Raw genomic sequence first — 26,284 nt, 5'->3', positions numbered from 1 at the left:
CTGCTCCGTCTCCGGTGGCGGCGAAGGGGTTACGTGTGACAGATGTGAATACCGTTACCGGACTGTGATGATCGGTGGCCGCGGCTAGTCGAGCACCTTCTCGGTGGCGACCATGAGCAGCCCCGAGCTGTGCGTTCCGGCGATGTCGACGCCGTCCGGGGGAGCGACGTACCCGGGCAGCCCGTCGAGGCCGTCGCTGCCGCCGACGGCCCGCACCCGCACGGGGCCGTCTCCGGAGATCCGGTATCGCAGCGTGATCCCCTGGGGCGTCGGGCCGTGGAAGGTGACCGCGCTGGTGGACGAGCCGACCGCGTCCCCGGCGAGGTCCCTGCCCGCGGTGCCCGGGCTCTCGAGGCGCACGCCCTCGACGGTGCCCCCGTCGGTGTCGACGCCGACGGTGATCATCCGCACCGGGCGGCCCGGGGACGCGTGGACGGTGATCGTGCGGACTCCGCCGGCCCGCGCGTCCGAGACGACATCGAGTGTCGGCGTCGGCAGCGCGGCAGTCGGGGCCGGGCCCACGTGCACCGTCTGATGGATGTACGGGAAGTAGCCGGACACCTCCGCCGGCTCCAGGGGGCCGGAGTCGCGCCCGCTGCGGGTGAAGGGCAGATAGTCGCCGGCGTCGGCCTCCGAGTCCAGATATCGCCGGGTGTAGTCGGTCGGCGCGTTCTCGCTGAGCCAGTGCGCGCTGCCGGTGTCGGCGTCGAGCGCGTACATGAGCTGGGCCGGTTCGGGATGGCGGGCGTCGAAGCCGTTGATTCCGGTGCCGACGCCCAGCAGCACCGCGGCGGACGCGAACGCGGTCAGCGGCACCGCGGCGGTGGCCAGACGATGCCGTCGTCTGCCGGGGGTGGTGCTCTCGGCGGTGGCGGTGACGGCGTCGTCGGCGGTGCTGCCGGTGAACAGCAGGTCCAGCGTCGGTGTGGCCGCGAAGCACAGCAGCACTGTGAACAATGCGGGCCCGGCGGCCATCGGCATGCCCAGCGAGGCGAAGAACATCGCGATCGCGGGGGCGAGCACGAGGACGGCGACGACCGAGCCGGCGAGCGTCGCCGCCGCCCGCAGCCCGGGCATGCGGGCGGACAGGGCAACGGCGGCGGCGGTGCCGGTGGCGAGCGCCGGCAGTGTCGCCAGGTACGCCGCGCCCGGGGCGAGCGCCGAGAACACGACGCCGAGGACGGTGAGCCAGACGAGGCAGCCGAAGGTCGCGGCGGTCGCCCCGATCCGTCGCCGGGCCAGGGCCAGAAACGCGAGGAACACCGCGACCGCGAGAACGATGACCCCGATGCGCAATACAGCCGGCCGCCAGAGGTCGAGCACGCTGCCGTACCCGGGCCGGATGAGCACGAGCATCCGCCACACCCCGTACGCGGCGAGCGGGGCGAGTACAAGCGGGAAGAGCGCGGCGGCGCTGCCCGCGACGAGGCGCAGGATCGTGGCCCGGCGGGTGCGCCACGCGATCGCGGCCACCGCGCCGGTGAGGGCGACCGAGAGCCCCGCGAGCGGCCACACCCAGAAGCCCGGGTAGTGCGCGACCGCGCCGGGCACGGTGAAGTAGGTCTCGTCGTGCGGCGCGGGCCGCGCGTAGTCGGCGAGATCGGCGGAACCGAGCGCCCTGGTGAGCGCGAGCCCGTTGTCGCCCATCGCCTGCAGGCTCGCCCCGCTCAGCCGCTCGGGCACGTCCTGCGGGGTGTGATAGACGGCGGCGCCGTCGAAGAACGCCGAGTTCATCCCGGTGAAGTCGCCGGTCTTGAGGAAGTTGGTGAAGTCCGTGTTGTTGCGCAGGCGGCGGTAGACCTCCACCGCGGCGCTCGTGGCGGCGGGGTGCGGGGCCGTGGCGGCGTAGAGCCGTGCGAGCGCGGCGTTGCCCTCCGAGGTCTCGAACATCACCACCGGCCCCGACGCGCCGCGGGCCTCGAAGTTGAGCACCACCCCGCCGTCGGCGGCGAGCGGGGAGGAGGCGAGGAACCCCTCGGAACCGATGGTCCCGGACTCCTCCGCGTCGGTGAACAGCAGCACGATGTCGTTGCGCAGCGGCGGCGCGTCCTGCAGTGCCCGCGCGATCTCGAGGATCGCCGCCGTCCCGGCGGAATCGTCCCCGGCGCCGGGGGAGAACTGCGCGGAGTCGTAGTGGGCGGCGAGGAAGATCCTGCCGGTGGGGTCGGTGCCGGGGAGGACGGCGACGACGTTGTCGACCGCCGCCGCGTTGACCCGGTCCGGGCCCCGGACGACGACGCCGAGCGCGCTGTTCACCCGCGGCTGCAGCCCGAGCCCGGTGAGCCGGTCGATGAGGTGGGCGCGGACCTCGTCGTTGGCGACGGAGCCGGTGGGATGCGGAACCCGTGCGCTCTGCTCGACCTGCTCCATCGCGCGGTCCGCGCTGAACGAGCCGGGTGGTGCATCGACGCCCGCGGGCGCCGGCGGGTGCAGACTCAGCACCGACCACGCCGCGACACCGGCGAGCACGAGCAGCGCGCCGATGCCCGAGAGTAATCGGACGGCCCCGCCCGCACGTGTCCGGGGGCCCCGGGCGGCGGGCTCGTTGTCGGCGTGATCTGGGCCACTGGTACCGGTCACACCTGGATGCTAACGAGGCGATAAAGCGTCCGCGTGTTGAATTAGCAGGCCGTACTGAATGGACGGGCGGCGAAAAGCGGCCCGCGCCACGGTCGGGGTCGGTGATCGCGGCCCGGGCCGATTCTGCTGCGGACGCACGGGGGACTGACTGGGTACCGACCCGGCGATCCAGGACGCGGTCGCCAGGTCAGCGCGCTGGGAATCTCAGCAGTCGTAATAGCGGTGGGGACGCCCGCGCTGACCTGCGCAGACGCGGTTTCCGCTGGTGCTGGGGCCTCGGCGGGGTCGCACGTCGCCGAGTTCAGCTCGCGACCAGGGGGGTGACCTTGGCGAGTTCGTCGGCGTGCAGGTCGCGCTCGACCTCGAGGTCGTAGTCGGTCTGGATGTTGATCCAGAAGCGGTCGTCGACGCCGAGGGTCTTGGAGAGTCGCAGTGCAGTGTCGATGGTGATGGCTCGCTTGCCGCGCACGATCTCGCTGATCCGGGTCTGGGGAAGCCCGGTGGCCTGGGCGAGGCGGTACTGGGTGATGCCCAGCGGCTCCAAGAACTCGGTCAGCAGGATCTCGCCGGGAGTGATCGGGTCGTGTGCCTTGGTCGTCTCAGCCATGATCGGTCTCCTCTCTTGATCAGTGGTAGTCGGTGATCTCGACGTCGTCTGCGCCGTTGTCGGTCCAAACGAAGCAGATCCGGTATTGGTCGTTGATGCGGATGGAGTGCTGTCCGGCTCGGTCGCCGACCAGCTTCTCCAGGCGGTTGCCGGGCGGCACTCGCAGGCTGTTCAATTCTGAGGCCGCGTTGAGGAGGCGGAGCGTCTTCTGCGCGGCGCGTTGCAGTTCGGGTCCGAGGGCTCGGACGTGTTCACGGTTCCAGACCTTCTCTGTGTCGGTGTTCTTGAAGGACCGGATCACGGCACCATCCTAACGCATGACAATACTAGCGGAAAACGTAATCATCTGGTTGGTCTGACCGTGTGGGTCAGGAGGCGGACCAGAGTGGAACTGCCTTCCATCAGGTGGGTACAGGTCCGCAGTGTGAAGCCGGGGTCGGCGTGGCCGTAGGTCTCGAACGGGATCTTGCCGGCGTCGGGCTCGCGCCAGCGGACCCTGTAAGCCCGCATCATGGTTCCGTCGGCAGCCTTGCGATCGCGACGTTCAGCGTGTGCCATGCGACGCCTCTGTCGGCTCGGAGTGGTCGGCGGGCCAGCTACGAATCGTCCGGGCGCGCGTTCAATGGATTGCCCATGCGTCATCCTTCTCTCCGGGCCGCGGGTGGGGGGCTGGACCTGGCCCGGACGCACGATCCAGGGGCCGCGGTGGGGCCGCAGAACAACGATAAGCGACCCCTGACGCTGACAGACGCCCAAAGGCGTTTGCGCAGGTCAGGGGTCGTTCTCGGCGACAGCTGACGGAGGCTGGAAAACCCCGGATCAGCAGTCGTAGTAGAGGTCGAACTCGTACGGGTGCGGACGCAGGTTCATCGGGCCGATCTCGTCGTCGCGCTTGAGTTCGATCCACTTCTCGATCAGGTCGGTGGTGAACACGCCGCCCTCTGTGAGGTAGTCGTGGTCGCGTTCGAGGTTGTCGATGACGGCCTCCAGCGAGGTGGGGGCCTGCGGCACGCTCGCGGCCTCCTCGGGCGGAAGCTCGTAGAGGTCCTTGTCGATCGGCTCGGCCGGCTCCATCTTATTGCGGATGCCGTCGAGGCCGGCCATCATCATCGCGGCGAACGCCAGGTAGGGGTTGCCGGACGAGTCGGGTGAGCGGAACTCGATGCGCTTGGCCTTGGGGCTGTTGCCGGTGACGGGGATGCGCACGCACGCCGAGCGGTTGCGCTGCGAGTACACCAGGTTGATGGGGGCCTCGTAGCCGGGGACCAGGCGCTTGTAGGAGTTGATGGTGGGGTTGGTGAACGCCAGCAGCGACGGCGCGTGGTGCAGGATGCCGCCGATGTAGTACCGGGCGATGTCGGATAGGCCGCCGTAGCCGGACTCGTCGTAGAACAGCGGCTCGCCGTCCTTCCACAGCGACTGGTGCGCGTGCATGCCGGAGCCGTTGTCGCCGTAGAGGGGCTTCGGCATGAACGTGACCGTCTTGCCGTGCTGGTGGGCGGTGTTCTTGATGATGTACTTGAACTGCATCAGCTCGTCGGCGGCGTGCAGCAGGGTGTTGAACTTGTAGTTGATCTCCTGCTGGCCGCCGGTGCCCACCTCGTGGTGCAGGCGCTCGAGCTCGAAGCCGGCCTCGGTGAGGTTGGTCGACATCGCGTCGCGCAGGTCCACGGTGTGGTCGTACGGGGCCACCGGGAAGTAGCCGCCCTTGACCCGGATCTTGTTGCCCAGGTTGGGGCTGCCGTCGCGCTCGGTGGCGAGCCCGCTGTTCCAGCGCCCCTCGATGGAGTCGACCTCGTAGAAGCTGCCGTTGACGGACGAGTCGAAGCGGACGGAGTCGAAGATGTAGAACTCGGCCTCGGCGCCGAAGAAGCAGGTGTCCGCGATGCCCGTGCTCTTGAGGTACTCCTCGGCCTTCCGTGCGACGTTGCGCGGGTCGCGGCTGTAGGCCTCGCGGGTGAACGGGTCGTGCACGAAGAAGTTCATGTTCAGCGTCTTGGCGCTGCGGAACTGGTCCACCGTGGCCGTGGTGACGTCCGGGAACAGCTGCATGTCGGATTCGTGGATCGACTGGAATCCGCGCACGGACGAACCGTCGAAGGCGAGGCCGTCCTCGAACACGTCGTGGCTGAATGCGCCCGCCGGGATGGAGAAGTGCTGCATGACGCCGGGGACGTCGCAGAAGCGGATGTCGACGTACTCGACCTTCTCGTCACGGATATAGGCGAGTACCTGTTCGGCAGAAGTGAACACTATGTAAGGCTCCTCAGTCATGACCCGTCGCGGTGCGGCGACCGGGTGTACGCGAATCACGGTATAGACGCGGTGTTGCCCGTCAGTCAACCGGATGTTGCGACGGTGTTACACGATACGTGTCGGGCGTGACATTCGTCTCGGGCCGCGACGTGCGACCCGCCCCGCACGGGTACGGGGCTGGTCGCGCGCGGTCCGCGGCGGCCGGGCGCCGCGGCGTTCCGTATCCTGGTGCCCATGCGTCGAATGACCGGATCCTGGCTTTCAGGCCCCGCCGCGGCCCTCCCCAAGGGTGAGGACGGCAGCGTGGTCAAGTACCGCGGGGAGCGGCTCGGCCTTCCCGAGTCCGGCCCCCGCTCGGTGGGCGGGACCGGCCGCAAGGTCACGGGGCTGCTCATCGACTGGCTGCTGTGCTACGGCGTGGCCATGCTCCTGCTCGCCTTCTTTCCGCTGCCCGGCGGTCCCGCCACGACGGGCGCCGTCGTGTGGGCGGTGGTGAGCGTGGTCAGCGTGTGGCTGTTCGCGGCCACCCCCGGCCAGACGGCGATGGGCCTGGGGGTCGCCCGGGTCGACGCCGAGGTTCCCGTCGGCCTGCCGCGCGCGTTCTTCCGCGTGCTGCTCACCTTTTTCATCCTGCCGCCACTCGTGATGGACGAGGACGGGCGCGGCCTGCACGACCGCGCCACCCAGACGGCGGTCATCAGCTCGCGCTGAACCCCCGCCGGCGGCAGGACTCAGCCGGTCAGCGCCGGCGGACCGTGCGCTGGATGCCCTTCTGCTTGGCGCCGCCCGGGACGGGCCCCTTCGGCATCGCCGCGCCCGCGCCGCCCTTCTTCTGCAGTGCCGTCATGCGCGCTTCGATGCTGTCGAGGGTCTTGGTGTCGATGTTCTTGGGCAGCTTGGTGATCTGCCGCTGCAGCTTGGCCAGCGGCACCTGCCCCTCCCCGTTGCCCACGATGAACTCGTAGATCGGGGTGTCGCCGATCAGCCGCGCGGCGCGCTTCTTCTCCTGCGCCATCAGCGGCTTGAGCCGGTGCGGAGCGCCCTCGCCCACGAGGATGACGCCCGGACGGCCGATGACGCGGTGCACCGCGTCGAGCTGCGTGGTGGCGGCGACGGCGTTCGTCACGCGCCAGGCGCCCTTGAGGTTCTCCAGCGCCCACGCGGCGGCGCCCGCCTGCCCGTCCGCCTTGCGGTAGACGTTCTTCTGCACGCGCCGGCCGAAGACGATGAACGCGAGCAGCGCGCCGAGGATGATCCCCAGCACCAGCGCCGCCCACCAGGCGATGCCCACCAGGAAGCTCAGCCCCACCAGCACGCCGACGGTCACGAGCAGCGTCGCCGCCATCAGCGGCAGGAGCGCCTTGTCCTCCTTGCGCTGCATCTGGAACGCCTGCCAGATCTGCGTGCGGCGCTCCTTGGACGCGGCGCGCGAGGCCGCCTTCGCCGCCTTGCGCTCTTCCTTGGTGGGTTTGCCCTTCGCCATGCCACTCAGGATACGGGTCCGCGCGGGCGCGCCGTGCCCGCGGTCCGCGGCGCGGTCGCGAGGCGATCAGGCCTGCTGCATCCTCGCCAGCACCGAGCCCGCCTCCTGCCATGTGCTGCCGGATTCGGCGAGGTGTGCGAGGTTGTCCGGCAGCGATTCGCCGCGTTCGCGCACAGCCTGCGCGTACAGCCGGCCGGCGCGGTACGACGAGCGCACCAACGGCCCGGCGAGGACTCCGGAGAACCCCATGCCGCGGGCGGCGTCGGACAGTGCGACGAACTCCTGCGGCTTGACCCACCTGTCGATGGGGTGGTGCAGGGCCGACGGCCGCAGGTACTGCGTGATGGTGAGGATCTCGCAGCCCGCGTCGCGCAGCGCCTGCATCGATTCGACCACCTCGTCGGTGGTCTCGCCCATCCCCAGGATCAGGTTGGACTTGGTCACCAGCCCGGCCTCGCGGGCCGCCGTGAGCACGTCGAGGCTGCGCTGGTAGCGGAACGCCGGCCGGATCCGCTTGAAGATGCGGGGGACGGTCTCCAGATTGTGCGCGAGCACCTGGGGGCGCGCGTCGAACACCGCCTGCAGTGCGTCCGCGTCGCCCTGGAAATCGTCGATGAGAAGCTCGACGCCGGTACCCGGGTTGAGCTCGTGGATCATCCGGCACGTCTCGGCGTAGATCCAGCTCGCCCCGTCGGGCAGGTCGTCGCGGGCCACGCCGGTCACCGTCGAATACCGCAGGCCCATCGACCGCACCGACTCGGCCACGCGGCGGGGCTCGTCGGTGTCGAGCGGCTGGGGCTTGCCGGTGTGGATCTGGCAGAAGTCGCACCGCCGGGTGCACTGGTCGCCGCCGATGAGGAAGGTCGCCTCGCGGTCCTCCCAGCACTCGTAGATGTTGGGGCAGCCGGCTTCCTCGCACACGGTGTGCAGCGACTCGCTGCGTACGAGACCCTTGAGCTCGGTGTACTCCGGACCCATGTGTGCACGGGTCTTGATCCACTCCGGCTTGCGCTCGATGGGTGTTTGAGCGTTCCGGGCTTCGATGCGCAGGAGCTTGCGTCCTTCTGGGGCCACAGTCACACGGCCGATGCTACGCGCCGTGCGGCGGCGTCAGCCCAGCCGGAGGGGTTCCATGAACGACGGCGACGCCGCGCCGGCGAGTTCCTCGGCGGTGCGCCGGGGGATGTCGCATTCGGCCACGGGCAGCCGGCCGTCGAGGGCCGCGGGCACCGCATCGCGCACAGCGGGGAGGACCTCCGACGAACAGACGTTCCGGCCCAGCTCGATGGTCAGCGAGGTGACGCCCGCGTCGGCGATTCCGCAGGGGACGATCGACGAGAAATCGGTCAGGTCGGCGTCGCAGTTGAGCGCGAAGCCGTGCATGGTGATGCCGCGCTCGACGCGGATGCCGATGGCGGCGATCTTGCGTTCGGGCCGCACGGCCCCGCCCGCCCCGCCGGTGTCCGCCGGCAGCCACACGCCGGAACGGCCGGGCACGCGTCCGCACCGCACCCCCAGCCCGGTGCACACGGAGATCAGCGCCTGCTCCAGCCGGCGCACGTACTCGACGACGTCGACGGGCTCGGCGAGCCCGATGATGGGGTAGCCGACGAGCTGTCCCGGGCCGTGCCAGGTGATCTTGCCGCCCCTGTCCACATCGATCACCGGCGTCCCGTCCCGGGGGCGCTCCTCGGGGAGGGTGCGCCGGCCCGCCGTGTACACCGCAGGGTGCTCCAGCAGCAGCATCGCATCCGGCCCGCCCGCTGCGCGCGCGTCGAGGTGCGCGCGCTGGCGGTCCCACGCCTCGAGGTAGTCGATGCGCCCCTGCTCGCTGACGGCCACGGGGCTGGCGGACGAGCGGATCGATTCGGTGGCGCTGCGCATGCAGACGACAGTACGCCGCGGCAGGAGCGGTCCCGGCGGCCCCGCGCGGGGCGGGTCGGCGAGTGGCGCGGGCGAGGGCGCGCCCGCGCGGTCAGACGGCGGCGTCGAGCGCCTGCCCGATGGTGGCGTGCTGGAAGTCGAACCCCAGGCGTTCGAGTTCACGCGGGATGGCGCGCTGTCCGGTGAGCACCCCCTCGGAGGCGAACTCGCCGAGCACCGCGCGCAAGGCCGGTGCCGGGACGATCCATGGGGTGGGGCGGTGCAGCCGGCGCCCGAGCGCGGCGTTGAACTGGGTGTTGGTGACGGGGGCGGGGCCGGTGATGTTGACCGGCCCGCGCGCGTCGGGATTGCGCAGCAGGAACATCATCGCGCGGATCTCGTCGTCGAGCGAGACCCACGACATGTATTGGTGACCGCTGCCGAGCCGTCCGCCCAACCCGAGCGAATAGAGCCGCTTGAGGGGGGCGAGCATTCCTCCGCGCGGCGCGAGGACCACGCCGCTGCGGCACGTGACCACCCGCATCCCCGCGTCCACGGCGGCGCTGGCGGCGCTCTCCCAGTCCACGCACACCCCCGCGAGGAAACCCGAACCGGCGGGGGAGGATTCGTCCACCACGCGGTCTCCGGTGTCGCCGTAGTAGCCGACGGCGCCCGCGTTGATCAACGCGGGAATGCCCGCAGCGGCGGCGGCCCGGGCGATCACCCCGGTGGGCTCGACACGGCTGTCGCGGATGAGCTGCTTGCGGGCGCCGGTCCAGCGGCGGTCGCCGATGCCCACGCCGCACAGGTTCACCACGGCGTCGACGCCGTCCAGCTGTGCGGCGTCCAGGTGGTCGGTGGCCGGGCTCCACGGGATCTCGTCGTCGCCGCGCGCGGGGCGACGCACCAGGCGCAACACCCGGTGACCCTCCGCCCGGAGTCGGGCGGCGAGGGCCGTGCCGATCAGGCCCGACGATCCCGCGATCGCCACTCGCATCGCACGGCACCCCTTCCTGTGGACGCACAGCACCCGGGTCTCATCGTATCGATGACGACCCGGGTGCGGTGGGTTACTGCGGTCGCGCGCGCAGGCGCGGGGACGGCCCGTGCGCGGGCCGACCCCCTAGAGGCCCAGGTCGGCCTCGAACGCGCCTTCCTCGAGCCGTTGGCGGATGGTGCTGACGAAGCGCCCCGCGTCCGCGCCGTCCACCAGGCGGTGGTCGTAGGTGAGAGGCAGATAGCACATCGACCGGATGCCGAGCGATTCGTTGCCCGCGTCGTCCTTGACCACTGCGGGGCGCTTGACGATGGCGCCGGTGCCCAGCATCGCGGCCTGCGGCGGGACGAGGATCGGCGTATCGAACAGCGCACCCTGGCTGCCGATGTTGGTGATCGTGAACGTGCCGCCGGTGAGCTCGTCCGGCTTGAGGCCGCCGCCGCGGGCGCGGTCGGCGATGTCGGCGATGGCGCGTGCGAGCCCGGCGAGCGACAGGTCGCTCGCGTTGTGGATGACGGGCGAGAGCAGTCCCTGCTCGGTGTCCACCGCGATGCCGAGGTGCACCGCCGAGTAGTAGGTGATCTCCTTGGCGTCCGCGTCGTAACTGGCGTTGACGTTGGGGTGTGCCTTGAGAGCCTCGACCACCGCCTTGGCGAAGAACGGGAGGAACGTCAGATTGACGCCCTCCCGCTCGGCGAAGGACGCCTTGGCCTGCGTGCGCAGAGCGGCCACCCGGCTCATGTCGACCTCGTGGGTCTGGGTGAGCTGGGCGGTGGTCTGCAGCGACTCGAGCGTCTTGATCGCCGTGATCTGCCGGATGCGGTTGGCCTTCTGCGTGGTCCCGGGCAGGTGGGCGAGCTCCGGCCGGGGCGCGGAGGCCGGAGCGCCGGACCCGGAGGCGGCGGGGGGCGGCCGCGGGGGCCGCCGCGGCGGCCTTCTTGTCCTCGGCTGCGGCCAGTACGTCCTGCTTGCGGATGCGGCCGCCGACGCCCGTGCCGCGCACGGCGTTCAGGTCCACTCCGTGCTCGCCCGCGAGCTTGCGGACCAGCGGGGTGACGTACGGCGTGCTGCCCGACGAGGCCGGTGCGGTGGCCGCGGGCTGTGCGGCCGGCTGCTGCGGGGCCTTCGGCGCCGGGGCCGGCTGCTTCGGTGCCTCCGGTGCCGGCGGCTGCTGCGCGGGGGCCGGCTGGGCGGGGGCCTGCGGCCGGGGTGCCTCTTGCTGCGCGGGTGCGGGCTGAGCAGGCGCCTGCTGCTGTTGCGGCTGCGCCTGCGGCTGGGACTGCGGTTGCTGCTGTTCGGATCCCGCGGAGCCGGAGCCGATGACGCCGAGCTGTCCGCCGACCTCGACGACCTCGTCCTCCTGTGCGGTGATCTCCAACAGGGTGCCGGCGATGGGGGAGGGGATCTCGGTGTCGACCTTGTCGGTGGAGACCTCCAGCAGCGGCTCATCCACCGCCACGTCGTCGCCGATCGACTTGAGCCACCGGGTGACGGTGCCCTCGGTGACGGACTCGCCGAGCTCGGGCATCGTCACCGGGCTACCGTCATCGGCGCCGCCTGCGTTGCCGCCGGAACCCTGCTGGGGTGCCGAGTCCTGCTGGGGTGCCGAGTCCTGCTGGGGCGCCGAGTCCTGCTGGGGTGCGGAGTCCTGCTGCGCCGCAGGGGCCTCCTCCTGCTGCTGCTGTGCCGGTTGACTCTGAGGAGACTCACCGGCGTCGCCGATGGAGGCGAGCTCGCCGCCGACCTCGACGACGTCGTCCTCCTGCGCGACGATCTTGGTGAGAACGCCGGCCGCGGGGGAGGGGATCTCGGTGTCGACCTTGTCGGTGGAGACCTCCAGCAGGGGCTCGTCGACCTCTACCGTGTCGCCCTCCTGCTTGAGCCACCTCGTGACGGTCCCTTCGGTGACGCTCTCGCCGAGGGCCGGCATCTGGACGGAGAAGGCCATGTCGTCTGACTCCTGAAAGTTGTGTATGTGTTCTTCGGGGTCGCTCTGCGCCGTGCTGCTGCCCGGTCGGCGGGCACGGTTTCATTGTGGGCTGGCCGGTGGGCCTGGAGGTGCCGTTTTGCCGAAGAGCGGCACGGGCTCTGCGGGCGGGCGTTGCTCGTCGTCGTCGCAAGGCCGCACCCGCGCTGCCGTTGCCGGAGCCGTCGGGCATCTCCGGCGTCCATCCTTGCACCCGTGCGCGATTTGTGCTCGTGGTGGGTGTGCTGTACAAGTCGCGCATCGAAACCGACCCGCCGGTAGGTTCGTTTCCCTCGTGCAGGAACGGGGCGGCGCGTTCCGCCGACCGCTGCGTACTCGGTGTGCGGCGGATCCGGGCGGCGCGGCGTGCCCCCCGGTTCCGGTGGCAGAATTGTGCGGGAATCCGGGTACGTGTCGGCGCGAGGCGGGTGCGGCGAGGCGCCAGGAGGCGCCACGAGGATTGTCAACGTGACGATGGGGTTGCTCGATGGGGTTGTTGGACGGGTTGTTCGGCGGGCAGGCGGCCAAGGAGAAGCGCGCGCGCACCGACACGGACCGCGCGTACCTGGTGGCCTGGGCCACGTCCCACGAGGGCGTGGAAGGGTTCGTGGAGCCGGAGAACTCCTTCAACGCGGTGACGATCGTCCTCGTCGACAAGGACGGAAGTTGGACCCGGCGGGCGCCCGGTGGCGCCCGCGGTGCCGCGCGGGTGGGCCGCGAGGCCGCCATCCCGATCTACGACGTGACCAAGGTCGGCTACCCGCAGCGCATGCGTGATCACATCGAGCGCGCGCGGATCCGGCGGCGCCGCGAACTGCGCGCGGAACTGCTCGGGGGACCGGGCTCGGGGCGCGGCTCCTCGGAGCGTGATCCGGTGGAATGAACGCCGGCCCACCGGGCCGCACGCGCCTGCCGCGCACCCGCACGGGCACGCGGCGGGCGGCCGGGCGTCATCCGTTCGCGGCGATGTCCTCGAGCACGGCGATCATGGTGCGCACCGGCACGCCGGTGCCGCCCTTGCCCGTGTAGCCGAACGGGCCGCCGGTGTTGTAGGCGGGCCCCGCCACGTCGAGGTGCGCCCACTGGACGCCGTCGGCGACGAACTCGCGCAGGAACAGCCCGGCCACGAGCATGCCGCCCCAACGGTGATTGGTGACGTTGGCCAGGTCGGCCACCTTCGAATCCAAGTCGGCGCGCAGTTCCTCGCTCAGGGGCATGGGCCAGCCGTTCTCGCCGACGGTCCGGGAGATCCGGGCGACACGGTCGCGGAACTCGTCGGTGCCCATCACGCCGGGGGTGCGTGAACCCAGTGCCACCATCTGCGCGCCGGTGAGCGTCGCGGTGTCGATGAGGTAGGCGGGCGAGTCCTCGCAGGCGCGTGCGATGGCGTCGGCCAGGATGAGCCGCCCCTCGGCGTCGGTGTTGATGACCTCGACCGTGGTGCCGTCGTACTGGGTGAGTACGTCTCCGGGCCGCTGGGCGGTGGCCGACGGGAGATTCTCCGCCATGGGGACGTACGCGGTGACGTCGAGCGGGATGCCCAGCTGGGCGGCGAGCACCACGGTGGCGACCACCGCCGCGGCGCCGCCCATGTCGGAGGTCATGTTCTCCATGCCCGCGGCCGGCTTGATGGAGATGCCGCCGGAGTCGAAGGTGACACCCTTGCCGACCAAGGCGACGCCGGGCCCTGACGCCTGACCGCCCCGGTGGGCCATCCGCACCAGGCGCGGCGGGCGGGACGAACCTTTGCCGACGCCCAGGATCCCGCCGTAGCCGCCCTCGGCCAGGGCGTCCTCGTCGAGCACCTCGACGTCCAGGCCCGTGGCCGTGCCCAGGGCGCGTGCACGGTCGGCGAACTCGGCCGGATACAGGTGGCTGGGCGGGGTGTTGACGAAGTCCCGGGCCACGACGACGGCGGCGGCGACGGCCGCGGCGTGCTCGACCTGCGCGGCGGGATCCGCGCCCACGCCGTCGTCGGACCCGCCCGCGTCCGGCACCAGGAGGTCGACCCGCCCTACGGGCGACGGGCCTGGGGCGGACTTGAATGCGGTGTACCGGTACGCGCCCAGCACGAAGCCCTCGGCTGTGGGGCCCGCCCCGCGCAGCGACAGCGTGGTGACCGCGTGCTCCACGCCGTCGAGCGCCCGTGCGGCGGTGCCCGCGGCCTGGCGGAGACGCTCTTCCGCCTCGCCGCGGCAGCGTCGTCGGGCTCCGCCGGCGGTTCGGCGGCATCGCCGAGGCCCACGGCGAGGACGCTCGCCACCCCGAGCTCCGGCGGGGCCGGAACCCGGTGCACCGTGGCGGCGGCGCCGTCCGCGCCCACCGACTCCAGCCGTGCGAGCACGTCGGCGGCGAGCCCGCCGGACAGCGGGCCGAGATCTGCCAGGAACGGCCCCTCCTCCCCCTTGGATAGGCCCACCACGAGGACCTCGGCGGCGGGGTCGACGGCGGTCACCGCGGCGAGCCGGGGTGCCGGTGCGGGGAACGTCGACGAAGCGGGGGCGGTGTGCGAGGCACTCACTTGCGGCTCCTGGTGGGTCGTGGCCGGCGGCGTCCTGCAGGACGGGAGGTCCTGCCGGCGGGGTCGCCTTGCCGGACGGGGCGATGCGGCGCGCTCCGCTTCCGGAGCGGCCGGTGCAGGCCCGCCGGAACGGGCCGGCGGGTGCACGGGGCCATCGTATCGACCACGCCGGTGGCCTTCGCGGCGATACTGTCGGGGCATGGACTCCACGGACGCCGCGGCCTCCGGCCCGCGGCACGGCCTGCAGCACGGTCCGCTGCAGGACAGGCACGCGGCGCTCGGCGCGACGTTCGGCGGGTTCGGCGGCTGGGAGATGCCGATCTCCTTCACCGGGGTCGTCGCCGAGCACACCGGCGTGCGCGAGCGGGTGGGACTGTTCGACGTCTCCCATCTGGGCAAGCTGACGGTGCGGGGACCCGGCGCGGCGGCGTACGCCGACACCGTGCTCACCGCGGACCTCGGTGCGCTCGGCGACGGCGCAGCCCAGTACACGCTCTGCTGCACCGAGGACGGCGGCGTCGTGGACGACATGCTCGCCTACCGGGTCGGCGCCGACGAGGTGTTCCTGGTGCCCAACGCGGCCAACGCGCAGGCGGTCGCGGCGGTGCTGCGCGCGGGCGCGCCCACCGGGGTGGAGGTGGTCGACGGGCACCGCGCACGGGCGGTGCTCGCGGTGCAGGGTCCGCATTCGCCCGCGGTGCTGGCGGCCGTGGGGTTGCCGGTGGAGATGGACTACATGCGGTTCGCCGACCGCACCGTGGCGGTGGGCGGTGCGCCGGTGGATCTGCGCGTGGGGCGCACGGGCTACACCGGCGAGCGCGGGTATGAGGTGATCGTCCCGTGGGCGCAGGCCGGCGCGGTGTTCGACGCGCTGCACACGGCGGTCGACGACCAGGGCGGGGTCCTCGCGGGTCTCGGTGCGCGCGACACACTGCGTACCGAGATGGCGTATCCGCTGCACGGACACGAACTCTCCGAGAGTATTTCGCCGCTCGAGGCGCGGTGCGGCTGGGCCGTCGCCTGGGACAAGCCCGCCTTCCGCGGGCGCGCCGCGCTCCGCGCGATGCGCGAGGGCGGCGCGCCGCGCAGGCTCCGCGCTCTGCGGGCCGTCGGCAGGGGCATCCCCCGCCCGGGGCAGGAGGTCCGGGGCAGCGACGGGGCGGTGCTGGGCGTCTGCACGTCCGGCACGTACTCGCCGACCCTCGGCGCGGGGATCGCACTGGCATTGGTGGATGCACGGACCGCGCCGCGGGCGGGCGACGTCGTGACCGTGGACGTGCGCGGCCGCGGGCTGCGGTGCGAGGTGGTTTCGCCGCCGTTCCTGCCGAGCCGGGTCCGATGACCGCCTGCGATACGATGACGCGCATGACCGGTCTTCCCGAATTCGCGCATACACCGCATCCCGCACCGCATTCGGACGTCGAGCGCGAGCGCGTACTGGCCGCCCCCGGCTTCGGGAAGTTCTTCACAGACCACATGGTCACCGTCGACTTTTCGCCCGAAGAGGGCTGGCACCACGCGGTGGTGGGCCCTTACGAGCCGTTGACGTTCGACCCGGCCGCGACGGTGCTGCACTACGGCCAGTCCATCTTCGAAGGGCTCAAGGCCTACCGGCACGAGGGCGGCGGCATCCATTCGTTCCGTCCGGACGCCAACGCCCGCCGGTTCCGCGCGTCCGCGGAGCGCCTCGCGATGGCCGATCTGCCCGAGGAGCTCTTCCTCGAATCGCTGCGGCAGCTGCTCGCGGTCGACTCCGCGTGGGTGCCGCCGGCCGGCGGCGAGGAATCGCTGTATCTGCGGCCGTTCATGCTCGCCACCGACGTGGGGCTGGGCGTACGCCCGTCCGACGACTACCGGTACGTGCTCATCGCCTCGCCTGCCGGCGCGTACTTCCCGCGCGGCATCAAGCCGGTGAGCGTGTGGCTCTCGCACGAGTACGTGCGCGCCGCCCCCGGCGGCACGGGGGCGGCCAAGTTCGGCGGAAACTACGCTGCCTCTCTGATCGCGCAGGCGCAAGCTGCGGAGCAGGGCTGCGACCAGGTGGTCTGGCTCGACGCCGTCGAGCGCGAGTACATCGAGGAGATGGGCGGGATGAACCTGTTCTTCGTCTTCGGCTCCGGCTCGGACGCGCGCCTGGTCACCCCGGAGCTGTCCGGTTCGCTGCTGCCGGGCATCACCCGGGACTCGCTGCTGCAGCTGGCGGCGGACGCGGGTTACGGCGTGGAGCAGCGCCGCATCAGCGCCGACGAGTGGGAGCGCGGCTGCGCCTCCGGCGAGATCACCGAGGTCTTCGCCTGCGGCACGGCGGCGGTGATCACCCCCGTCGGGACGGTCAAGCACGCTTCCGGCGAGTTCACCGTGGCCGACGGCGAGGCGGGCGAGGTCACGCGGGCGCTGCGGGACACCCTCACCGGCATCCAGCGGGGCACCTTCGCGGACACGCACGGCTGGATGACCCGGCTGGCCTGACGGCCCGTGACCCGGCGCACCGTGGCCCGGCACGGATCGACGCGATGCGGTCGGGCGGAGCGCCTCAGAGCGTCAGGGCCCCCGCGGCGATCGCCACGGCGCCCTCGATGACGGCGCCCAGGACATCCCCGGTGATGCCGCCGAAGCGCCGGGCGCAGTGGGCGGTGAAGGCGACGGCCGCGGTCAGGACGACGAGGACGACGGCCGGCCCCTGCCACATCCGTTCCGGCACCGCGACCACCGCCGCGGCGGCGGCCACGACGGACCAGGCGGCGAGCACGCCGGCCCGTTGCGTGCCGGCGACGAGTCCGCCGAAGCCGCCGGCAGCGGCCGGTGCGATGCCGCGGCGGCATGCGACGACGACGGCCACGCGTCCCACGGCGACGGCGACCGCGATGGCGGCCCACCGCGACGCGTCGGCCAACACCCCCAACGCGAGGGCCTGGCAGCCGAGGACGACCACCAGCGCGGCCACGCCGAACGGCCCTGCCCCGCCGGAGCGCATCACCTCGAGAGCACGCTCGGGCGGCCCGTAACATCCGAGCCCGTCGACGGTGTCGGCCAGCCCGTCCACGTGCATGCCCCGGGTGGCCAGCGCCAGCAACCCGACGGTGGCCAGACCAGCGAGCGCGGGGGCCATCCCCGCCGCCAGTGCGCACCAGAGCACTCCGGCGGCGGCCGCGCCCAGCAGCGCGCCCACGGCCGGGGCGGAGGCGATGGCGCGGCGGGCGCGCGTCCTGTCGATCCGGCCGCGGGGAGCGGGGACGGGCAGCACCGTCAGCCAGGACAGCGCCAGCGTGGGGCCGTCGAGAACGCTGCGGAGCCGGTGCGGGCGGCCGTCGTCCCCGTCAGTCCGCGGCACCGGAGACGCCGGCGTCGGCGAATGTCGACATGTTCGACAGCGTGGCGACCGCCGCGCGCACCACGGGAACGGCCGTGAGCGCCCCGGTGCCCTCGCCCAGCCGCATGCCGAAATCGAGCAAGGGCGGCTTGTGCAGCCGTTCGAGCGCCGCGTCGTGCGCCGGCTCCACGGAACGATGGCCCGCGAGCCACCAGTCCGCGCAGCCCGGGGCGAGCTGCGCGGCCACCAGCGCCGCAGCAGTGGCGATGAGACCGTCGAGGACCACGGGCGTGCGGCGCACCGCCGCCTGGGCGAGGAACCCGGCCATCGCCGCGAGATCCGCCCCGCCGATCGTCCGCAGCAGCGCGACCGGGTCGCCGACGAAGTGCCGGGCGCGGAACATCGCGTCGCGGATCGCCGCGGTCTTGCGCATCCACGCGGCGTCGTCGATGCCGGTGCCGCGTCCCACCGCCACCACCGGTTCCAGGCCGGTCAGGGTGGCGACGATCGCCGTGGCCGGCGTGGTGTTGCCGATGCCCATGTCGCCGGCGATGAGCAGGTCGGTCCCGGCGTCCACCTCTTCGTCCGCGATGGCGCGGCCGGCGCCGATGGCCGCGATCGTCTCCGCGGCGGTCAGCGCGTCCTCCCGGTCGATGCTTCCCGACGAGGAGCGCACCTTGTACGCCCGCACCGGGTCTCCTCCCGCTGCCGGAGCGCCGACCTCACCGGCGCCGGAATCCGCGCCGGGGAAGCCGTCGTCGACCGCCATGTCGACCACCCGCACACCGGCGCCGACGGCGTCCGCGATCGCGTTGACGGCGGCACCGCCCCGGCGGAAGTTCTGCACCATCTGCGCGGTCACATCGGGCGGGAAAGCCGAGACGCCGGCACGGGCGATCCCGTGGTCGCCGGCGAAGACGACGACGCGCACCCGCGTGAGTGCGCGTGGCGGGCACTGACCCTGGCACGCGGCGACCCAGCAGGCCACGTCCTCCAGCCGCCCGAGCGAGCCGGGCGGTTTGGTGAGCTCACGCTGGCGGGCCTGCGCGTCGCGCAGCACCTGTGCATCCGGCGGAATGACGGTGGGGAAGGTCGCACCGAGCTCCGCCGCGGCCGCGCCCACCTCAGACCTCATCGCCGACGGAGACCTCCGGACGCGGGGTGCGCATGCGCCGCAGCTGCGACGCGCGCACGAACGCGTACCAGCCCAGCGAGAAGCGGCTGTCCGCCACGTCCGGATACCGCTCGGCGACGCGGGCGTAGGTGCGCCGGCTCAAGAAGAAGCCCTCGATCATCATCAGCACGACCATGATGAGCATGAACAAGCTGACCAGGGCCTGGATGTTCGGTGCGAGGAACAGCGACAGGATCATGACGATGGCCAGCGGCATGAACAGGCCCACCAGGTGACGGCGGGAGTCGACGATATTGCGGACGTAGCGGCGCTCCGGGCCCCGGTCGCGCGCGGGCAGGAACTTCTCTTCGCCCGCCATCATGCGCTCGCGCCGGTCGGCCATCGCGGCGCGCCGCTCCGCCGACTCGGCCTTGCGTTCCTCGCGGGACTTCTTGGACCCGTCGCGGTGGGTGCGGCGGCGGGCGCGCGCCTCCTTCGCCGTCATCGGGGCGGGCCCGACGGGGCCGCGGCGCTTCTCGGAGGCGTTGCGCTTGGGGGTGGGCCGGCCCTTCCCCTCGGTGACCCTTCCGCCGCCGGCACGGTCGGAGCCTCCGTCCGAGGCGTCGCCCGTGTCCGGGGCGGGGGAGTCGTCCGGGGAGTCGGCGGTGTCCGAGGCGGGATCGTCGGGCGTCGGCTGTGCATCCGATGCCCCGCGGCGCAGAAACTTCACCCCATCAGGCTATAGGGACGGCGCCCTTGGCCCTGACCCTGGTCGACGATCCTGGCCGGCGCCCGGCGCGGTCCGGCTACCGTGGAGGGATGGAGGCGATGCGCCGTGTACCCCGCACGCGTCCGCTCCGCGTGCTGGTGGCGCCCGACGGGTTCGGCGGGACGCTCACCGCCGCCGCGGCGGCGTCCGCGATGGCGGAGGGGTGGGCCCGCGCCCGGGGGCGCGATGAACTGGCCCTCGCGCCGCAGTCGGACGGCGGCCCGGGGTTCATCGACGTGCTCCGGCGCGGCATCGGCCCGGCGCACGTGGAATCACGGTGGGCGGACGTGACCGGTCCGCTGGGGGCTCCGGCCCGCGCTCGATGGCTCCGGGCGGGCGACACCGCCTTCATCGAGTCGGCTCAGGCGTGCGGTCTGCGGCTTCTGGGCCGGCCACCGGATCGGGACACGGCCATGGATGCGACCAGCTTCGGGGTCGGCGAGCTCATCGCACGGGCGGTGGCCGAGGGCGCGGAACGCGTCGTCGTCGGCCTCGGCGGCAGCGCCTGCACCGACGGCGGGGCCGGCGCGGCGGCGGCATTCGGCGGCGTGCGCCGGATGCGCGGCGCGCTCGGAGGGGTGGAGCTGACCGCCGCCGTCGATGTGCGCAGCCCGTTGCTCGGTGTCGAGGGTGCGGCCGCGGTGTTCGGGCCGCAGAAGGGCGCCGACGACGCGGATACGGTCCGCCTGCTCGAGGAGCGCCTGCGGGAGTGGGGCGCCGTGCTGCTCGCCGACACCGGAGTGGACGTGCGCGATGGCGCGGGCGCCGGCGCGGCGGGAGGACTGGGCGGGCTGCTGATGGCCCTGGGCGCGCGGGTGCGGCAGGGGGCCGGGATCGTCGGCGAGGTCACCGGCAGGGGTGCGGCGGTGGGTGAAGCCGATGTGGTGCTCACCGGCGAGGGGTGCGTCGACGCCGGGTCCGCGCGCGGCAAGGTCGTGGGCCACCTTGCCGAGGAGGCGGCCCGCCACGGCGCGCGGGTGGTCGTCATCGCCGGGCGGATCGCGCTGGCGGAGCCGGACCTGCGACGCATGGGCGTCGACGAGGCGTGGTCGGCCGTCGAGGCCGCGGGTCCGTCGACGCGGCGATGGCGCATCCCGCGGCGCACGTGGCCGAGGCTGCGCGGCGGGCCGCGCAGGCCATGGCCGGGACGGCGTGATCCCCGGATATTCCCGGACCCGCAGGCCGCGGGAATGTTGCGGAGGGCGGTACCGTTGTCCCTATAGGCGTGCGTCGCAACAAGCTGAGGAGATTTCATGACTGTCGAGAGCACCACCGCCACCCACGGCGTGACGTTGAGCGATGAGGCCGCCGCCAAGGCCAAGGCACTGCTCGACCAGGAGGGCCGTGACGACCTCGCTCTGCGCATCGCCGTCCAGCCCGGCGGGTGCGCGGGGCTGCGCTACCAGCTGTTCTTCGACGACCGTGCCCTCGACGGCGACCTCGCCGCGGAGTTCGGCGGCGTCAAGCTTGTCGTGGACAGGATGAGCGGCCCGTACCTCGAGGGCGCCTCGATCGACTACGCGGACACCATCGAAAAGCAGGGGTTCACCATCGAGAACCCCAATGCGGGCGGCTCGTGCGCCTGCGGCGACTCGTTCAACTGACGCAGCGGCACCCCGTGCGGGGCCGGCACCCGTCTCGGGTGCCGGCCCCGCACGCGTTTCCGGGCGACGGCGCGCCGGCCCGGCCGAGTACGGTGAAGTCCGCTCGGCGTCCGGCGTGCACTCCCCGGATGCGCCCGAGCGCCGGCGGGCCCCGAATGCAGGCGGGGCCTGCGCGCCTGTACCCGAACCCGAAAGGCCACTCTCGTGACCATCGTCGTCACCGGCTCCCTCGCCACCGATCACCTCATGCGGTTCCCTGGGAAGTTCTCCGAACAGCTGCTCGCCGAGCATCTCGCCCAGGTTTCGCTGAGCTTCCTCGTCGACGACCTCGTCGTCCGTAAAGGGGGTGTCGGCGGCAACATCGCGTTCGCCATGGGCGTGCTCGGCGGGCGGCCGTTGCTCGCCGCGGCGGTGGGCGTCGATTTCGCCGAGTACCGGGCCTGGCTCGAGGAGCACGGTGTGGACTGCAGCGGGGTCCTCGTGTCGCAGACGGCGCACACCGCGCGCTTCGTGTGCACCACGGACACGGAGATGGCGCAGATCGCGTCGTTCTACCCCGGGGCGATGTCGCAGGCGCGCGAGATCGGCATGGGTGCGCTCGCGCAGGAGCACGGGCCACTGGAGATGGTCCTTATCGGCGCCAACGACCCGGACGCGATGATCCGCCACACCCGGGAATGCCGGGAACTCGGCATCCCGTTCGCCGCCGACCCGTCGCAGCAGCTGGCGCGGCTGTCCGGCGAGCAGGCCCGTGAGCTGATCGACGGCGCGGAGATCCTGTTCAGCAACGAATACGAGTGGAGCCTGCTGCTGCAGAAGACCGGACTGACCGAGCAGGAGGTCTCCGCGATGATCGGCCTGCGGGTGACGACGCTGGGCGCCAAGGGGGCGGTGATGGTGGACGCCGACGGCTCCACCGTGCAGGTCGACGTGGTGCCGTCGGCGGAGCCGGTGGATCCCACCGGCGTCGGTGATGCATTCCGCGCAGGCTTCCTCGCGGCGCGGACCGCCGGGCTGGGGCTGGAGCGGGCGGGCCAGTTGGGGTCGCTGGTCGCCGTGCACGTGTTGGAGACGACGGGCACGCAGGAATGGTCCCTCGACAAGGACACGGCCACCGCGCGCCTCGGTGCGGCCTACGGCCCCGATGCGGCCGCCGACCTGGCCGCCCTGCTGCCGGGCTGATCCCGGCGGCGTACCGACGCAGAACGCCGGTGCGGGCACGTGTCACGCGGGCCCGCACCGGCGCTCGCCGTGGGGCGGGCCCTCGCATGCACGAGGGGCCGGGGGGCGGGCGTCAGACCTCGACCGGGTAGGCGGGTTCGTCGATGTCCGGGTGGATGCGCTCCTCGACGAAGATCCCGTGCCAGATCATGAAGGCGAGGATCGTCCAGAGCCGCCTGCTGTTGTCGGCCACGCCGGCACGGTGGTCCGTCAGCATCCGGGCGGCGACGGCCTTGTCGAAGATGTGGTCGGTACCCGACTCCGCGATCACGGCGTGCGCCCAGTCGTAGAGCTCGGTGCCCGCGAGCCAGTGCCGCAGCGGGACCGGGAAGCCGAGCTTGGCGCGGTGCAGCACGTGCGGCGGCACGATGCCCTCGAGCGCGCGGCGCAACGCGTACTTCGTGGTCTGCCGCGTGATCTTCTGATCCAGCGGCAGGGACTGCGCGACCTCGAACACCGCGCGGTCGAGGAACGGCACGCGCAGTTCCAGCGAGTTGGCCATGGTGATCTTGTCGGCTTTGACAAGGATGTCGCCGCGCAGCCAGGTGAACAGGTCCAGGTGCTGCATGCGTGCCACCGGGTCCCACCCGCGGGAGATGTCGTAGATCGGCGCGGTGACGTCCTGGTGCGTCCACTCCTGCCGGAAGCCGCGCAGCACCGACCGCAGTTGGGCGTCGCTGAAGCTGCGCGCATTGCCGTAGTAGCGGTCCTCCAGCGTCATCGACCCGCGGTGCAGCAGACTCTTGCCGCGGACCCCGTCGGGGATGCGCTCGGAGAGCCTGCCCGCGCCGCGCCGCAGCGGCCGGGGCAGGCGCTCGAACGGCTTGAGCGACAGCGGCTCGCGGTAGATCGTGTAGCCCCCGAACAGCTCGTCCGCGCCTTCCCCGGAGAGCACCACCTTGACGTGTTTACGTGCCTCTCGTGCGACGAAGTACAGCGGCACCAGCGCGGGGTCGGCCACCGGGTCGTCCAGGTACCAGATGATCGCCGGGATCGATGCGGCGAACTCCGCGGGGCTGACCACCTTGACCACGTGCCGGGCGCCGATCGCGGCCGCCGACTCGGCGGCCACGTCGACCTCCGAATATCCCTCGCGCTCGAACCCGGTGGTGAAGGTGATCAAGTCCGGGTTGTGGCGCATGGCCAGGGCGGCGATGGCCGTCGAGTCGATGCCGCCCGACAGGAACGAGCCGACGGTCACGTCGGCCCGCATGTGCTTGGCCACCGAGTCCTCGAGGGCCTCGGCGACCTCGCGGTAGCGGGCCTCCTCGCCGCCCGCCGGGACCGGACGCACCGGGAATCGCGGCGCGAAATAGCGGTGCGGCTCCACGTCGCCGCCCGGCCGGACCGTCGCGTACGTGCCCGATTCGAGCCGTCGGATCCGTGCGTGCAGCGTCTCCGGCTCCGGGACGTACTGCAGCACCATGTAGTGCTCGGTGGCGCGCGGGTCCAGTTCGAGGCCGACGCCCAGGACGTCCGCCAGCGCGATCAGGCTCTTCTTCTCGCTGGAGAACGCCGTTCCGTGCGGCCCGGTGGCATAGAACAGCGGCTTGATGCCGAACGGATCGCGGGCGAGGAACATCGTCTGCTCGCGGCTGTCCCAGAGGGCGAACGCGAACATGCCGCGCAGCTTCTCGACCGCGGCCGGCCCCCAATAGTGGAAGGCCGCGACGATCGACTCGGTGTCGCCCTCGGTGCGGAAAACCGCGCCGTGCTCCTTTTCGAGCTCCGCGCGCAACTCGAGATAGTTGTAGATCTCACCGTTGAACGTGAGCGTGTAGCGCTCCGGATCGTCCTCAGGGCCCCAGGTGAGCGGCTGATGCGAGTGGCCGATGTCGATGATCGACAGCCGGTTGAAGCCGAACACCACGCGGCCGTGGGCAGCCTCGCCGCCGGCCGCGGCGGGTTCGGTCCACACGCCCGACTCGTCGGGGCCGCGGTGCCGCTGGCAGGTCAGGGCGGCGCGCACCCTGTCGATGGCCGCCGGCGGCGCTGCCGCGTCGGCGCTGACGAGTCCGAGAAGGCCACACACAGGGGCTGCACACCTCGCAGATCGTTGACGGGTTCCCCGGCGCCCGCGCCCCTGGGGGGGCGGTGGACTGCGCGGAGAAGCCGATTCGGCGTTTTCGCAAGCAGAGTATGCCGCACAATGATCGGAGACGTCGGGTGCGACCCCGTGCCGCGAGGCGACGGCGCCGGAGGCCGTGGCGCGTCGGCGGAGCCTGACGCAGCGTGCGTCCCGCTGGTCGCAGGGCCGAGTTCGGGTTCTCCCGGTCCCGTGGTCTACGCTGCGTAGTATTCCGATGGGCAGCAACACTCGGCAGAAGCAAGGCAGGAAGGCGTGAACGTGGCACACGGTGGTCGGCGTCGGCTCGTCCGACGCATAGGGCTTGCGGCATCTTTGGGCCTTGCAGGGATGGCGCTCGCGGGGTGTTCCCTGACGGATATCAAGAACCCGATTCTGCGCGCGGGCTGGCCGGACGGCGTCACGCCGGAGGCGCAGCGCATGCGCGAGCTGTGGACGTGGTCGATCGTCGCGGCGATGACCATGGGCCTGATCGTCTGGGGTCTGGTCTTCTGGACGCTCTTGTTCCACCGCAAGAAGAAGAACTCCCCGGACTTCCCGCGCCAGACGCAGTACAACGTGCCGCTGGAGCTCGCCTACACCGCGGCGCCGTTCGTGGCGATCGCCGTACTGTTCTTCTTCACCGTGCAGACGCAGAACTACGTCAACGAGAACCCGTCGAACCCGGATGTCACGGTCGACGTCACCGCGTTGCAATGGAACTGGCAGTTCGGCTACCGCCAGGCGCACACGGCCGGCTACAACAACCCGCCGGACCCGAGCGCGGAGGATCCGGACCGCAAGCTGAACCGTCACTTCGACGTCAGCCCCGAGGTCCAGGAGGCCAAGGACCGCGGCCAGACCGGCATGCGCGAGGACTGGTCTTACCTCTATGACGACCAGATCACCACTGTCGGCTCCACAACCGAGATCCCGGTGTTGGTCCTGCCCGTCGACCAGTCGGTGCGCTTCACGCTCGCGTCCAGGGACGTCATCCACTCGTTCTGGGTTCCCGAGTTCCTGTTCAAGCGCGACGTGATGCCCTTCCCGGAGGCCAACCAGTCCCGGAACGTGTTCACGATCGACAAGATCGACCACCCGGGCGCCTTCGTGGGACGCTGCGCGGAGATGTGCGGCACCTACCACTCGATGATGAACTTCGAGGTCCGGGCCGTTCCGGAGCCGTTGTTCAGCGAGTACATGGAGATCCGCGACCCGCAGCGCAACGGCGGCAAGCAGGTGTCCAACGCGGACGCGCTGGCGGCGCTGCAGCAGCGGCACTCCAAGGCCGTCAATCCGGCCGCCGAGGACAACATGTGCGACTACAACGGCACGGACGTGTGCACGCCGACGGCGATCACCACGCACCCGTTCGAGCAGCGGTTCAATCAGGCAGCAGCGGCTGCGACCGAAGGCAAGTAGCAGCCCACCTGCGGATTTAGGACGAGGACTGACATGAAGGTCGAAGCAAGAATCTTCGAACTGGTGACGGTGTTCTTCATCATCATCGCCATCGTGTACGGCGTTTTCACCGCCATCGACGGTGAACTCGAATGGGCCGGCCTGACGGCGATGGTGCTGGCGGCGGGCCTGGCGATGATCATCGGCACGTACTTCCGGTTCGTCGCCCGCCGCCTGGACACGCGCCCGGAGGACTACGAGGACGCCGAGATCAGCGACGGATCCGGCGACCTGGGCTTCTTCAGCCCGCACAGCTGGTGGCCGATCCTCGTCGCGTTCTCGGCCGGCATCTTCGCCATCGGCTTCGCGCTGTGGCTGCCGTGGCTGTTCATCTTCGCCATCGTGCTCATCCTGATGGCGGCCGCGGGGCTCGTGTTCGAGTACCACGTGGGCCCCGAGCGTCACTGAACCCGATACCAGTCTCCGGCGCGTCGCCGGGGGCGCGGGGCTACTGACGAGCGCAACGC

At 71.7% G+C, this 26,284-nt stretch carries 23 protein-coding genes and 1 pseudogene; 9 read left to right on the top strand and 15 right to left on the bottom strand.

Features of this window, described 5'->3' with window-relative positions:
* Positions 1–84: 84 nt before the first annotated feature.
* The 4 genes from H4F70_RS13890 to glnA form a co-directional block, all read right to left on the bottom strand.
* Positions 85–2,580 (bottom strand): M20/M25/M40 family metallo-hydrolase, encoded by a 2,496-nt coding sequence (locus tag H4F70_RS13890; protein WP_182357597.1) that lies wholly within the window; start codon positions 2,578–2,580, stop codon positions 85–87.
* 301 nt (positions 2,581–2,881) lie between these two features.
* Complete coding sequence (locus tag H4F70_RS13885) at positions 2,882–3,187, bottom strand: HigA family addiction module antitoxin (RefSeq protein WP_182357596.1); 306 nt, start codon at positions 3,185–3,187, stop codon at positions 2,882–2,884.
* 19 nt (positions 3,188–3,206) lie between these two features.
* Complete coding sequence (locus H4F70_RS13880; protein WP_182346916.1) at positions 3,207–3,488, bottom strand: type II toxin-antitoxin system RelE/ParE family toxin; 282 nt, start codon at positions 3,486–3,488, stop codon at positions 3,207–3,209.
* A gap of 518 nt (positions 3,489–4,006) precedes the next feature.
* Positions 4,007–5,461 (bottom strand): type I glutamate--ammonia ligase, encoded by a 1,455-nt coding sequence (gene glnA, locus H4F70_RS13875; protein WP_220471709.1) that lies wholly within the window; start codon positions 5,459–5,461, stop codon positions 4,007–4,009.
* A 216-nt stretch (positions 5,462–5,677) separates the two neighbouring features.
* Here glnA and H4F70_RS13870 point away from each other — a divergent pair, with 216 nt between their 5' ends.
* Positions 5,678–6,154 (top strand): RDD family protein, encoded by a 477-nt coding sequence (locus H4F70_RS13870; RefSeq protein ID WP_308316867.1) that lies wholly within the window; start codon positions 5,678–5,680, stop codon positions 6,152–6,154.
* Between the two features lie 28 nt (positions 6,155–6,182).
* Here the strand turns inward: H4F70_RS13870 and H4F70_RS13865 are convergent, their stop codons facing one another.
* The 5 genes and pseudogenes from H4F70_RS13865 to sucB form a co-directional block, all read right to left on the bottom strand.
* On the bottom strand, positions 6,183–6,926 hold the full coding sequence (locus tag H4F70_RS13865; RefSeq protein WP_182357595.1) for a DUF4191 domain-containing protein: 744 nt from the start codon (positions 6,924–6,926) through the stop codon (positions 6,183–6,185).
* Between the two features lie 66 nt (positions 6,927–6,992).
* The gene (gene lipA, locus H4F70_RS13860; protein WP_182357594.1) at positions 6,993–8,006 is read right to left on the bottom strand and encodes a lipoyl synthase; all 1,014 of its coding nucleotides are present in this window, start codon (positions 8,004–8,006) and stop codon (positions 6,993–6,995) included.
* A 30-nt stretch (positions 8,007–8,036) separates the two neighbouring features.
* The gene (gene lipB / locus H4F70_RS13855) at positions 8,037–8,810 is read right to left on the bottom strand and encodes a lipoyl(octanoyl) transferase LipB (RefSeq protein ID WP_182357593.1); all 774 of its coding nucleotides are present in this window, start codon (positions 8,808–8,810) and stop codon (positions 8,037–8,039) included.
* A gap of 91 nt (positions 8,811–8,901) precedes the next feature.
* The gene (locus H4F70_RS13850) at positions 8,902–9,786 is read right to left on the bottom strand and encodes a TIGR01777 family oxidoreductase (protein WP_182357592.1); all 885 of its coding nucleotides are present in this window, start codon (positions 9,784–9,786) and stop codon (positions 8,902–8,904) included.
* 126 nt (positions 9,787–9,912) lie between these two features.
* A pseudogene (sucB, locus tag H4F70_RS13845) lies at positions 9,913–11,734 on the bottom strand (2-oxoglutarate dehydrogenase, E2 component, dihydrolipoamide succinyltransferase).
* A gap of 505 nt (positions 11,735–12,239) precedes the next feature.
* Here sucB and H4F70_RS13840 point away from each other — a divergent pair.
* A complete protein-coding gene (locus H4F70_RS13840) occupies positions 12,240–12,635 on the top strand; it encodes an oxidoreductase (protein WP_182346923.1) in 396 nt (131 codons plus the stop codon).
* Positions 12,636–12,702: 67 nt separating this feature from the next.
* On the opposite strand, the gene H4F70_RS13835 is transcribed toward H4F70_RS13840, so the two are convergent.
* Complete coding sequence (locus H4F70_RS13835) at positions 12,703–13,884, bottom strand: leucyl aminopeptidase (RefSeq protein WP_420883132.1); 1,182 nt, start codon at positions 13,882–13,884, stop codon at positions 12,703–12,705.
* On the bottom strand, positions 13,767–14,273 hold the full coding sequence (locus H4F70_RS21205; protein WP_420883131.1) for a hypothetical protein: 507 nt from the start codon (positions 14,271–14,273) through the stop codon (positions 13,767–13,769). Before H4F70_RS21205 ends, H4F70_RS13835 begins: the two co-directional genes overlap by 118 nt.
* 199 nt (positions 14,274–14,472) lie before the next feature.
* On the opposite strand from H4F70_RS21205, the gene gcvT reads away from it, so the two are divergent.
* Positions 14,473–15,615 carry a glycine cleavage system aminomethyltransferase GcvT gene (gcvT, locus tag H4F70_RS13830; RefSeq protein WP_182357591.1) on the top strand — a complete coding sequence of 381 codons (1,143 nt, stop codon included), beginning with the start codon at positions 14,473–14,475 and terminating at the stop codon, positions 15,613–15,615.
* Positions 15,616–15,638: 23 nt separating this feature from the next.
* On the top strand, positions 15,639–16,742 hold the full coding sequence (locus H4F70_RS13825) for a branched-chain amino acid aminotransferase (protein WP_182357590.1): 1,104 nt from the start codon (positions 15,639–15,641) through the stop codon (positions 16,740–16,742).
* A gap of 64 nt (positions 16,743–16,806) precedes the next feature.
* Here H4F70_RS13825 and H4F70_RS13820 read toward each other — a convergent pair whose 3' ends face one another.
* Genes H4F70_RS13820 through H4F70_RS13810 form a run of 3 tightly spaced genes read right to left on the bottom strand, consistent with a single transcriptional unit; the run spans position 16,807 to position 19,427 of the window.
* A complete protein-coding gene (locus H4F70_RS13820) occupies positions 16,807–17,604 on the bottom strand; it encodes an adenosylcobinamide-GDP ribazoletransferase (protein WP_182357589.1) in 798 nt (265 codons plus the stop codon).
* The gene (gene cobT, locus H4F70_RS13815) at positions 17,591–18,718 is read right to left on the bottom strand and encodes a nicotinate-nucleotide--dimethylbenzimidazole phosphoribosyltransferase (protein WP_182357588.1); all 1,128 of its coding nucleotides are present in this window, start codon (positions 18,716–18,718) and stop codon (positions 17,591–17,593) included. The genes H4F70_RS13820 and cobT overlap by 14 nt, the downstream gene beginning before the upstream one ends.
* On the bottom strand, positions 18,708–19,427 hold the full coding sequence (locus H4F70_RS13810; protein WP_235681113.1) for a DUF3043 domain-containing protein: 720 nt from the start codon (positions 19,425–19,427) through the stop codon (positions 18,708–18,710). Before H4F70_RS13810 ends, cobT begins: the two co-directional genes overlap by 11 nt.
* A 26-nt stretch (positions 19,428–19,453) precedes the next feature.
* Between H4F70_RS13810 and H4F70_RS13805 the strand changes: the two genes are divergently transcribed.
* The 3 genes from H4F70_RS13805 to H4F70_RS13795 all read left to right on the top strand — a co-directional run bounded on the left by H4F70_RS13805 (position 19,454) and on the right by H4F70_RS13795 (position 22,252).
* Positions 19,454–20,689 carry a glycerate kinase family protein gene (locus H4F70_RS13805; RefSeq protein ID WP_235681112.1) on the top strand — a complete coding sequence of 412 codons (1,236 nt, stop codon included), beginning with the start codon at positions 19,454–19,456 and terminating at the stop codon, positions 20,687–20,689.
* A gap of 30 nt (positions 20,690–20,719) precedes the next feature.
* Positions 20,720–21,070, top strand: a complete 351-nt coding sequence (locus H4F70_RS13800) for a HesB/IscA family protein (protein ID WP_182346929.1) — start codon at positions 20,720–20,722, stop codon at positions 21,068–21,070.
* Positions 21,071–21,274: 204 nt separating this feature from the next.
* Positions 21,275–22,252, top strand: coding sequence for a carbohydrate kinase family protein (locus H4F70_RS13795; RefSeq protein ID WP_182346930.1), 978 nt, complete (start codon positions 21,275–21,277; stop codon positions 22,250–22,252).
* Between the two features lie 112 nt (positions 22,253–22,364).
* On the opposite strand, the gene asnB is transcribed toward H4F70_RS13795, so the two are convergent.
* The gene (gene asnB / locus H4F70_RS13790; RefSeq protein ID WP_182357587.1) at positions 22,365–24,323 is read right to left on the bottom strand and encodes an asparagine synthase (glutamine-hydrolyzing); all 1,959 of its coding nucleotides are present in this window, start codon (positions 24,321–24,323) and stop codon (positions 22,365–22,367) included.
* A gap of 384 nt (positions 24,324–24,707) precedes the next feature.
* Here asnB and ctaC point away from each other — a divergent pair, with 384 nt between their 5' ends.
* Both ctaC and H4F70_RS13780 read left to right on the top strand, forming a co-directional pair.
* Positions 24,708–25,778, top strand: coding sequence for an aa3-type cytochrome oxidase subunit II (gene ctaC / locus H4F70_RS13785; RefSeq protein WP_276520888.1), 1,071 nt, complete (start codon positions 24,708–24,710; stop codon positions 25,776–25,778).
* 33 nt (positions 25,779–25,811) lie between these two features.
* A complete protein-coding gene (locus H4F70_RS13780) occupies positions 25,812–26,225 on the top strand; it encodes a cytochrome c oxidase subunit 4 (protein ID WP_182346933.1) in 414 nt (137 codons plus the stop codon).
* Positions 26,226–26,284: the final 59 nt, after the last annotated feature.

This window comes from Tomitella gaofuii (assembly GCF_014126825.1).
In the GTDB taxonomy this organism is placed as follows: domain Bacteria; phylum Actinomycetota; class Actinomycetes; order Mycobacteriales; family Mycobacteriaceae; genus Tomitella; species Tomitella gaofuii.
Note: the sequence above shows the minus strand (reverse complement) of the source record. Positions and strands in the feature narration are given on the sequence as shown.